The sequence below is a fragment of the Arthrobacter sp. P1_A5 genome (assembly GCF_056406825.1).
This window is the reverse complement of the sequence record NZ_JBFTZL010000133.1, coordinates 1-10447: the sequence shown is the minus strand read 5'-3', so window position 1 is coordinate 10447 and position 10447 is coordinate 1. Positions and strand designations below refer to the sequence as shown.

Here is a 10447-nt window from a genome sequence, read left to right as displayed (position 1 = left end):
CTTATTCAGAGGCTGTTCCTGTCACGGGGCGCCTCATCCAAGCCGAACCGCAGCCAGCAGGCTGCGGTTGATCTCACAGACCCCGTGATCGCGGAGACTGTTGTTCAAGGAGGTACGTCATGAAGGAATCCCGCCAACGAGGCCTTGGCCGGCGCGCATTCGGCGGCCTGGCCGTCGGCGTCGGCCTGGCCATGGCCCTGTCCGCCTGCGGAGGCTCATCAAACCCGCTGAGCTCGGCCCCGGCCAGCAGCGGTGCCGCCTCCGGTTCCGGCGGTGCCCTGGTGATCGGGTCGGCTGATTTCCCCGAGAGCCAGATCCTCGCCGAGGTCTACGCCGGCGCCCTGAACGCCGCGGGCGTCACCGCCAGCACCAAGCCGAACATCGGCTCGCGCGAGGTCTACATCAAAGCAGTCCAGGACGGCTCGGTGGACGTCGTTCCCGACTACAGCGGCAACCTGCTGCTGTATGTAAACAAGGACGCCACCGAGGTCTCCGCCGAGGACATCGCGAAGGCACTCCCGACCAAGCTCCCGCAGGGCCTGGCCGTGCTCGATGCCTCCAAGGCTGAGGACAAGGACGCCATGGTGGTCACCAAGGCCACGGCCGAGAAGCACCAGCTGAAGTCCATCGAAGACATGGCGAAGGTCTGCGGCGATCTGGTCATCGGCGCCCCGGCGACCTTCGCCGAGCGCGCCTACGGCCTGCCGGGCCTGGCGAAGAACTACAACTGCGTGCCCAAGAAACTCGAGCCGTTCAGCGACGGCGGCGGCGCCGTCACGCTCAAGGCCCTGCTCTCGGACCAGGTCCAGGTCGCGGACATCTATACCACCACCCCGTCCATCCCGGACAACGACCTCGTGGTGCTGGAGGATCCGAAGAACAACTTCATCGCCCAGCAGGTGCTGCCGCTCTACAACACGGCCAAGATGACGGACAAGGCGAAGGAAGCCCTGAACAACGTGTCCAAGGTCCTCACCACGGAAGACCTCATCAACCTCAACCGTGCCGTCAGCGGCAGCCAGAAGCAGAACCCGAAAGATGCCGCCGACGCGTGGCTGAAGGAAAAGGGCCTCGCCCAGCAGTAGACCGCTGGCGACCCTGCGACGCCGGTGTCCGGGCTTACAGCCCGGGCACCGGCGTCGTTGTTGTTACTGCGGCGCCCGCGTGTGAGTCATGTCTCAGCGGAAGAACATCCTCCATATGGCATATTTGATGAATGGCAGAATTCAAGCAGTCCACCAAGCTTCATAATGTCCTTTACGACATCCGTGGACCGATTCTTCAGGCCGCCCAGCAGATGGAGGCGGAGGGTCATCGCATCCTCAAACTGAACATCGGAAACCCGGCCCCCTTCGGGTTTGAAGCGCCGGACGCGATCCTGGTGGACATGATCCGCCACCTGCCGCATGCCCAGGGCTACAGCGACTCGCGCGGCATTTTTTCGGCCCGCACCGCCGTCTCGCAGTACTACCAGACCCGCGGGATCCAGAACATCCACGTGGATGACATCTACCTCGGCAACGGCGTCAGCGAACTGATCACAATGTCGCTCATGGCCCTGCTCGACGACGGCGACGAGGTCCTCATCCCCACCCCGGACTACCCGCTGTGGACGGCCTCGGTTGCCCTGGCCGGCGGGAAGCCCGTGCACTACCTCTGCGACGAGGAATCCGGCTGGCAGCCCGACCTCGAGGACATGGAAGCGAAGATCACGCCGCGCACCAAGGGCATCGTGGTCATCAACCCGAACAACCCGACAGGTGCGGTGTACCCGAAGGCGACGCTGAAGAAGATCGTCGGCCTCGCGGAAAAACACGGCCTGGTGCTCTTCGCCGACGAAATCTACGAGAAAATCCTCTACGAAGACGCGGTACACGTAAACCTCGCCTCGCTCACCGGCGACGATGTCCTGTGCCTGACCTTCAGCGGGCTCTCCAAGGCCTACCGGGTCTGCGGCTTCCGGGCCGGCTGGATGGCCATCTCCGGGCCGAAAAAGGCCGCCGCGGACTACCTCGAGGGCATCAACCTGCTGGCCAACATGCGCCTGTGCGCCAATGTGCCGGCCCAGCACGCCATCCAGACCGCCCTCGGCGGTTACCAGAGCATCAACGACCTGATCCTGCCCGGCGGGCGCCTCCTGGAACAGCGGAACAAGGCCTATGACATGCTCAACGCCATCCCGGGCGTCAGCACCCAGCAGGCCCGCGGGGCCATGTATCTGTTCCCGAAGCTGGACCCCGAGGTCTACCACATCCGCGACGACGAGAAATTTGTCCTGGACCTGCTCCGCGAGCAGAAAATTCTTCTGTCCCACGGCAGGGCGTTCAACTGGGTCCGTCCGGACCACTTCCGGATGGTGACGCTGCCTAACGTCAAGGACCTCGAAGAAGCAATCAACCGCATGGCGGACTTCCTGAGCCGGTACAAGGGGAACTAGGCTTCGGTCAGCAGCGGAGTTCGGGGACTCGCCCGCGCAGCGGCTGCACGAAACTGGAAAGAGGCTTTCCATGACAGATGCTGTGATGTTCGAGCGGCGCCCCGCCGAGACGCTGCTGGTCGGAAAAAAATTCAAGCTGAAGGACTGCGACCCGGACTCCACCCCGGGCTACCCGGGCGGGAAATCCGACGGCGAGGCGCTCCTGGCAGAGCTCGATGGCAAGCTGACCACCCTGCAGGAGCAGCTTTTCGCCGAATCCCGGTTCGGCGGCACCAAGCGCGTCCTGCTGGTCCTGCAGGCGATGGATACCGCAGGCAAGGGCGGGATCGTCAACCACGTCATGGGCCAGATGGACCCGCRGGGTGTCMAGCTCAAGTCCTTCAAGGCGCCGACCCCGGAGGAGAAATCCTACGATTTCCTCTGGCGGATCGAGAAGGCAGTGCCGGCGGCCGGGATGGTGGGCGTTTTTGACCGCTCGCATTACGAGGACGTCCTGATTCACCGGGTCCACCGCTGGGCAAGTCCCGAGGAACTGGAGCGGCGCTACAAGGCCATTAACGAATTCGAGGCAAGGCAGGCGGCAGCCGGGACCACGGTGGTCAAGGTCATGCTCAACATCAGCCGGGACGAGCAGAAGGACCGGCTGCTCGCCAGGCTGGATGACGAGTCCAAGGTGTGGAAGTACAGCAGCACCGACCTCAAGGAGCGCGCCTTCTGGAGCGACTACATGGATGCGTACCAGGAGGCGTTCGAGAAGACGGCCACTGACATCGCGCCCTGGTACGTCGTGCCGGCCAACAAGAAGTGGTACGCCCGCATCGCTGTCCAGCAGCTGATGCTGGACGCCCTGGAAGGGCTGAAGCTGCAGTGGCCGGATCCGGAGTTCGACGTCGATATGGAACGGGATCTGGTCGAGCGCTCCTAGTACGGAGGGAACCGGCGCGCCGCGGCGTGCCGGTTCCTAGTTCTTGTCCGCGGCCTGGTCCCGGGCGGCGGCGAGACGCTTGCGGGCGCCTTCCAGCCACTGTTCGCAGCGCTTGGCCAGTGCCTCGCCGCGCTCCCACAGCGCGAGCGATTCCTCCAGGCTGGCGCCGCCGGCCTCCAGCTTGCCCACCACTGCGACCAGCTGCTCGCGGGCGTCCTCGTAGCTGAGGGCCTCGACGTCGGCGTTCGGGCTGGATTCTACTGCCATGTGGGTGCTCCTTGGTTGTCGCGGTTTGTGCCGCGGTGATGCTGTCTGTGGTGCTGACCGTGGTGCCTGTTTGGGGCGCTGACGGGTGGCCGTGTTGGCGCTGACGGGTGGCCGTGTGGCCACGACCGTCCGCCTGGGTTATTCCTCGGCCGGTTCCTGGCCGCCGGTGGATTGGGCGGTGAACCGGCCGCCGGCCACCCGAACCGTGAGGTCCGTGCCGGCGGGCGCCTGGGACGGATGGCGCACAACGTCCCGGTGCGCTGCGGGGGCGTTCCCGGCGCCGGCGAGCTGGACCACTGCGTAGCCGCGATCCAGTGTCTTTTGCGGCGAGAGTGCACGCACCTGCGCCTTGAGGTGGACCAGTTGGTCCGCTGCCCGCACGACGGCGGCGCTGATCGCCGAGTGCGAGCGGATCTTGAGCCGTTCGACGTCCTCGTGGCGCTGGCTGATCATGACGTCGGGGGAGAGCAGCACGGGACGCGAACGCAGGGAGGCCAGCCGGTCGCCCTCGCGTTCAACGAGCCGGGTGACTCCGCGACGGAGCTGGTCCCGTGCCTGCCGGACCCTGACAAGCTCCTCGGCGACGTCGGGAACTATCCTCTTCGCGGCGTCGGTGGGCGTTGATGCCCTGAGGTCTGCGACGTCATCGAGGATAGGCCGGTCCGCTTCGTGCCCGATCGCGCTCACCACAGGGGTGGACGCGTCAGCGACGGCCCGGATGAGCTCCTCGCTGCTGAACGGCAACAGGTCCTCGAGGGCGCCCCCGCCGCGGGCGATGACGATGACGTCGACCACGGGGTGGGCGTCGAGTTCCCGCAAGGCCGCGATCATCTGGGCTACGGCGGTGTTCCCCTGGACCGCTACTTCGCGGATCTCGAATTCGACGGCCGGCCAGCGCAGGGCGGCATTGCGCAGCACATCCTTCTTGGCGTCAGAGTCGCGGCCGGTGATCAGGCCGATCCGGTGCGGGAGCAGGGGAAGCCGCTTTTTGCGGGAATCGGCAAAGAGTCCTTCGGCGGCGAGGGCCTGGCGCAGCCGCTCKATCCTGGCSAGGAGRTCGCCGAGGCCCACKGGCCGGATGTCCTTCACGGACATGTTCAGCCGGCCCGTCTTGAGCCAAAATTCKGCCTTGATCAGSGCYACAACCCGGGARCCGCGYTCSAGCGGRGYGGCCTGGCGGTCCAGYACYGTKGTCCAGACCGAYSCCGGCAGCGAGATTTCGGCGTCGATGTCSCGCAGYGTCAGRTAGGCGTTGCTGCCACGCCGGTTGAGCTCGATTACCTGCCCCTCAACCCACGCCGAGGGCGCGCGGTCGATATGCATCTTGAGCTTCTGGGACAGCAACTGCAGCGGCCAGGGGTTGTCCGGACTGGTTTCGGCCGCGGTGGCCGGTAGCGTGGTTGCTGCCGCCGCGTCCTCAGGCATGCGTGGGCTCCATGGCCGGAAGTGCCTGGTGGAGTGCCTTGTGCATATGTGTGCGTTCCTTTGCTGCGTGCCGGTTACTGCATGTCCTTACACCGGGACTGCCGGCGGCCCGCTTCCCGGCGGGTGGGCCGGCCGGCAGCCGGAAGTTGTCTCTGTCAACTCTATCCATAGCTCTACCACCGGGGTCCGACTTTATGGCCGCGCCCGGCCCCGCCCTAGGATGGGAGGGATGCCATCAACCTCCTAGGAATCCCTTGCGCACTTTTGTCTCTGCCGTCGCCGTCCTCATCGGGCTCCTGATGGCAGCCGTCGCCGTTCCAGCCATGTGGGTGGACCAGAACATCGTCCAGGAAGAGGGCTTCGTCGCCCTGACCGCGCCGCTGGGCAAGGACCCGGCGTTCCAGCAGCGGCTGGCCGCGGCCGCCGTCGACGGACTGGCCGCCAGCGCCGGCATTCCCGAAGCCTTCACGGAGCTGGCCCGGCCGGTCCTGGACAGCGCGGCGCGCTCGCTGACGGGACTGCCCGGCTACCCCGACGCCTGGGCTGAAACCCTGCGCAGGAGCCACCGCCTCACGCTCGCGGACCCCAGCACGCTGCCGCCGGAGGTTGACGGCACGTCCTCGCTCACCCTGGATGTCGCGCCGCTTGCCGGGCTGGTGGCCAAGCAGGTCACTGCGGCGACCACCCTTCCGCTGGAGGCGCCCGGCCAGGTGCTGATCCATATCGGGCAGTCCGACCAGCGCCAGATGATCGAACGCGTTACCGTCTACGCCCCGATGGGCTACGCCGTTGCCGTCGGCTCGGCCATCGCCTTCATTCTGGCGTTCGTTGCGGCCCGACGCCGGTGGACCGTGCTGGTCGGAATGGGCGTTGGAACGCTGGTGCTCGCGGGGGTATGGAAGCTGGCCAGCGATGCCGCCGGCGCCGCGGTCGCCGGGACCTCGAGCGGCAACGATGTGGCGGAGCTGTTCAAGAACGAGTTCGTCKCGGCGTGCTCTGCCAGCTTCGGCCAGTGGATCGTCGCTGCTGCCGTCGCGGGAGCAGCACTGGTAGCCACGGGAGTGGCTGTCCGGGTCGCCGGCGCGCGCAAACGGGGCAGGATTGAACACCGGTAGCATGGGAGCATGACCACCACCGCTGTCTCCGTTCCGATGCCATCCGTTCCGCGCAGGCGGCGTTCACCGGAAGACGTCCTGGCCGCGGCCCCGGTCGCCGGTCCCAAAAAGGTCCTTTTGGCAGCCCCGCGCGGCTACTGTGCCGGCGTGGACCGTGCAGTCATCGCGGTGGAAAAAGCCCTGGAACACTACGGCCCGCCGGTCTACGTCCGCAAGCAGATCGTGCACAACGTCCACGTGGTTAGCTCCCTGGAGGAAAAGGGCGCCATCTTCGTCGATGAAACCGACGAGGTCCCGGAAGGCGCGCTCGTCATCTTTTCCGCGCACGGAGTCTCGCCCGCCGTCGTCCAGTCCGCCGAGGACCGCGGCCTGCGCACCATTGACGCGACCTGCCCGCTGGTCACCAAGGTGCACCGCGAAGCCGTCCGGTTCGCCAAGGATGACTTCGACATCCTGCTGATCGGCCACGACGGCCATGAGGAAGTCGAAGGCACCGCCGGCGAGGCCCCCGAACACATCCAGATCATCAACGGCCCGCACGAGGTCGACAAGGTCACGGTCCGCGACCCGGAAAAGGTCATCTGGCTCTCGCAGACCACCCTCAGCGTGGACGAAACCATGGAGACCGTACGCCTGCTCAAGCAGCGGTTCCCCACCCTGCAGGACCCGCCCAGCGACGACATCTGCTACGCCACCACCAACCGCCAGGTGGCCATCAAGAAGATTTCGCCCCAGGCGGATCTGGTGATCGTGGTGGGCTCCGCCAACTCCTCAAACTCCGTCCGCCTCGTGGAGGTGGCACTGGAATACGGCGCCAAGGCCTCCTACCGGGTCGACTTCGCCAATGAGGTTGACGAGACGTGGTTCGAGGGCGTCGCCACGGTGGGCGTGACGTCGGGGGCCTCCGTCCCGGAAGTCCTCGTCAAGGACGTGCTGCGGCTCCTCGCCGACTACGGCTACGGATCGGTCGAGGAAGTCGTCACGGCCGAGGAAGACCTCCTGTTCTCCCTGCCGAAGGAGCTCCGGGCCACCCTGAAGCAGGCCGGCGACGTCACCCGCGCCCTCGGGGGCCGCGGCACCCGCCCCGAACAGTCCTAGGCCCCGAACAGTCCAAAGCACTGGACAGTCCTGGGCACCGAACAGTGCTGGGCACCGAACAGTCCTTGGTACTGGACAGTCCTTGGGCGCTGAGACCCATGGCGCAGTGCACCTAGGCCGCGGACTCTTCTGACTCGTCGCGGGACTGAAGTTCCGGGGCTGCGACTGCCCGCGGTGTGACTTCGACGGCGGGGGGAGTGGCCAGTCCGGCGGTTTCCAGGGCGTTGAGTTTCCTCGCGGTGGGCAGGACGCGGGCCTCAAGGGTCCCGACCATGGAGTTGTACCGCTCAACCGAGGTCTTCAGCGAGGACCCCAGCTTGGTGACGTTCTCGCCGAGCGTGCCCATCCGGTCGTAGAGCTGCCGGGCGAGCTCGAAGAGTTCCCGGGCGCTGTCCGTCAACACGTCCTGCCGCCACGTGAACGCCACCGACTTCAGCACCGCCAGCAGGGTCCCGGGGGAGGCCAGGACGACGTTCTTGGCCAGTGCGTAGTCCAGCAGGGCCGGGTCGGCTGTGAGGGCGGCGGCCAGGATCGATTCCGCCGGCAGGAAGCAGACCACCAGCTCCGGAGAGTTGCCTGGGATGTCCCAGTACTTCTTGCTGCCCAGCGCGTCCACATGGGCCTTTAGGGCCTTGGCATGGGCGGCGAGGTGCGCCTGCTGGCTGCCGGGCAGCTGCGAGGACTGCTGGCCTGCCTGGGCGGCGCCGAGGTCCTGGGCGGCAAGGTACGACGCCAGAGGGACCTTTGCGTCGACCACCAGCTGCTTGTCGCCGGGCAGCTGCACCACGAGGTCGGGCCGGAGGCTGCCGTCCGTGCCGGAGCTGTGGGCCTGCCCGCTGTGGAGCTGTTCGTGGAAGTCCACGTGCCGCAGCATGCCTGCCGCCTCGACCACCCGGCGCAGCTGGACCTCGCCCCACTGGCCGCGGGCGCTGTTGGAGCGCAGGGCGGACTCCAGCGCATGCGTGGACCGAAGCAGCTGCTCATCGGACAGGCGGGCCTCCTGCAGTTGCTGGGCCAGCTGGCCGTACTGCTCCAGCCGGTCGCGTTCGAGCAGGGATACCTGCTGCTGCACGGCGGTGAGCTTTTCCGCCACGGGCGCCAGCGCACGGAGCACACTGCCGTCATGGTTCCGGGACTCGCCGAGCTCGCGGTTCTGGGCCGCGAGCAGGCGCCTCTCGGCGTCGGCGGCGGCGAACTGGGCGCTGACGTCGGACAGCCGGGCTGACACGCCGTCGAAGTCCTGTTCCACGGCCAGGTAGCGCCGGCGCAGCAGGACATAGACGACGGCGGCGCCCGTGACGGCGCCCGTAAGCAGCATGAGCAGGGCGAGAATCAGTGAAAAAGCTTCCATGCCTTCACTGTGGCATGCCCCTGTGACAGTTTTGGTTTCGACGCCCGGAACACCCGGAACATCCGGGGACACCGTGGGATGTACCCGCCGCAACACCCCGACATCGCCCCGCGACCGCCCCCACACCGCCCCGCGCCCGCGCCGGCACCCTGCCGCCCCACAGGTGTAGCCACGGGCCCGCAGCAACGGCTGGCCGCTGGTGCGGGTAGAATATATGCTCGTGGCTCTTACTATTGGCATCGTCGGACTGCCCAACGTCGGCAAATCAACCCTTTTCAACGCACTGACCCGAAACCAGGTCCTCGCGGCGAACTATCCGTTCGCCACGATCGAGCCCAACATCGGCGTCGTGAACCTGCCGGATGCCCGGCTTGAAAAGCTGGCCGGCATCTTCGGCTCCGCGCGCCTGCTGCCCGCAGCCGTGTCCTTCGTGGACATCGCCGGCATCGTCAAGGGCGCCTCCGAGGGCGAGGGCCTCGGCAACCAGTTCCTCGCCAACATCCGCGAGGCCGAGGCCATCGCACAGGTTGTCCGCGTGTTCGATGACCCGGACGTCATCCACGTCGACGGCAAGGTCGATCCCAGCTCTGATATGGAGACGATCAACACCGAGCTGATCCTGGCCGATCTGCAGACCATCGAAAAGGCCATCCCGCGGATCGAAAAAGAAGTCAAGATCAAGAAGCGGGAGGCCGCCGAACTGGCGGCCATCCTGGCGGCGCAGGCAGTGCTGGAACGCGGCGACACCATCTTCTCTTCCATCAAGAGCGACAAGCTGGAGATGGAGCACCTCAAGGAACTCGGCCTGCTCACGGCCAAACCCTTCATCTATGTCTTCAACTCCGACGAGGGAATCCTCGGCAGCCCGGAGAAGCAGGCGGAACTGCGGGCCCTCGTGGCCCCCGCCGACGCCATCTTCCTGGACGCCAAGCTCGAGTCCGACCTGGTGGAGCTCGACGAGGCAGAAGCCCGCGAGATGCTGGAAATGAACGGCCAGGATGAATCCGGGCTGGACCAGCTGGCCCGCGTCGGCTTCCACACCCTCGGACTGCAGACCTACCTGACGGCCGGCCCCAAGGAAACCCGCGCGTGGACCATCCGCCGGGGCGACACCGCCCCGCAGGCGGCCGGCGTGATCCACTCCGATTTCCAGCGCGGTTTCATCAAGGCCGAGGTCGTCTCCTTCGATGACCTGATCGAGGCCGGTTCCATGGCCGAGGCGAAGGCCCGTGGCAAGGTCCGGATCGAAGGCAAGGAATACATCATGGCCGACGGCGACGTCGTTGAATTCCGCTTCAACGTCTAGTTCCTGACCTCTCTGAGGCCTTAGAGGTGCGGGGCTAGAAAGTGCGGCTCAACGCGCCACGGTCCGGTGACCGGCATCAAGGCGCCGGGTCCAGCCGCGAGAGTCCAGATGTTCAAGCAACGGGACTGCGACTCGACGGGTCGTGCCCAGAGTCTGGCGTGCTTGGCTCGTGGTGAAGGGTTGCTCCAGACCGGCCAGTAGGCGCATCGCTAGGGCGGGGGCCGTCGGCAGTAGAACCACCCCATCGCGCAACCGTAGCAGACGCCCGGTGCGCTCCGCCGCCGCGAGCTCGCGGGCGCCCAAGCCCAGTGCGGCCAACTCCTGGGCTTCGGGGGCGTGAAACGGATGTGCGGTCAGCGTGCGCTCCACCTCGGCGATCGCTGGCTCTGCGGCGCCGAGAGAATCTCGGCTGCCAGGCAGCCGGACGTGGCCGCCCTCCGCTTCCAGCCGTGCGCCGCGGATGACGTGGGACAGCAGCCTCTCCTCGGGCAACTGCAGTAGGTCCCGCGCCGCGCCCAAGGAC

The 10447-nt window shown here is 66.6% G+C and carries 10 protein-coding genes; 6 read left to right on the top strand and 4 right to left on the bottom strand.

From position 1 onward, the window contains the following. Positions 1 to 119: 119 nt before the first annotated feature. The 3 genes from AC1D1S_RS15655 (at position 120) to AC1D1S_RS15645 (ending at position 3362) form a co-directional block, all read left to right on the top strand. On the top strand, positions 120 to 1085 hold the full coding sequence (locus tag AC1D1S_RS15655; protein ID WP_028275717.1) for an ABC transporter substrate-binding protein: 966 nt from the start codon (positions 120 to 122) through the stop codon (positions 1083 to 1085). 131 nt (positions 1086 to 1216) lie between these two features. Then, positions 1217 to 2437, top strand: a complete 1221-nt coding sequence (locus AC1D1S_RS15650; protein WP_243180981.1) for a pyridoxal phosphate-dependent aminotransferase — start codon at positions 1217 to 1219, stop codon at positions 2435 to 2437. A gap of 70 nt (positions 2438 to 2507) precedes the next feature. After that, the gene (locus AC1D1S_RS15645; protein ID WP_476994867.1) at positions 2508 to 3362 is read left to right on the top strand and encodes a polyphosphate kinase 2 family protein; all 855 of its coding nucleotides are present in this window, start codon (positions 2508 to 2510) and stop codon (positions 3360 to 3362) included. Between the two features lie 36 nt (positions 3363 to 3398). Here AC1D1S_RS15645 and AC1D1S_RS15640 read toward each other — a convergent pair whose 3' ends face one another. Continuing rightward, the gene (locus tag AC1D1S_RS15640) at positions 3399 to 3629 is read right to left on the bottom strand and encodes an exodeoxyribonuclease VII small subunit (protein ID WP_243180978.1); all 231 of its coding nucleotides are present in this window, start codon (positions 3627 to 3629) and stop codon (positions 3399 to 3401) included. 138 nt (positions 3630 to 3767) lie between these two features. Then, entirely contained in the window at positions 3768 to 5054 is a 1287-nt protein-coding gene (gene xseA / locus AC1D1S_RS15635; RefSeq protein ID WP_476994866.1) for an exodeoxyribonuclease VII large subunit, read from the bottom strand. 254 nt (positions 5055 to 5308) lie between these two features. Between xseA and AC1D1S_RS15630 the strand changes: the two genes are divergently transcribed. Both AC1D1S_RS15630 and AC1D1S_RS15625 read left to right on the top strand, forming a co-directional pair. Beyond that, entirely contained in the window at positions 5309 to 6169 is an 861-nt protein-coding gene (locus AC1D1S_RS15630) for a hypothetical protein (protein WP_476994865.1), read from the top strand. A gap of 9 nt (positions 6170 to 6178) precedes the next feature. Next, entirely contained in the window at positions 6179 to 7267 is a 1089-nt protein-coding gene (locus tag AC1D1S_RS15625; RefSeq protein WP_028275712.1) for a 4-hydroxy-3-methylbut-2-enyl diphosphate reductase, read from the top strand. A 112-nt stretch (positions 7268 to 7379) separates the two neighbouring features. Here the strand turns inward: AC1D1S_RS15625 and AC1D1S_RS15620 are convergent, their stop codons facing one another. Next, positions 7380 to 8618 carry a DNA recombination protein RmuC gene (locus tag AC1D1S_RS15620; protein WP_028275711.1) on the bottom strand — a complete coding sequence of 413 codons (1239 nt, stop codon included), beginning with the start codon at positions 8616 to 8618 and terminating at the stop codon, positions 7380 to 7382. A 220-nt stretch (positions 8619 to 8838) separates the two neighbouring features. On the opposite strand from AC1D1S_RS15620, the gene ychF reads away from it, so the two are divergent. After that, the gene (gene ychF / locus AC1D1S_RS15615) at positions 8839 to 9924 is read left to right on the top strand and encodes a redox-regulated ATPase YchF (protein ID WP_476994864.1); all 1086 of its coding nucleotides are present in this window, start codon (positions 8839 to 8841) and stop codon (positions 9922 to 9924) included. 48 nt (positions 9925 to 9972) lie between these two features. Here the strand turns inward: ychF and AC1D1S_RS15610 are convergent. Further along, on the bottom strand, positions 9973 to 10447 hold a 475-nt coding region (locus AC1D1S_RS15610), incomplete at its 5' end, for a SelB domain-containing protein (RefSeq protein WP_476994863.1).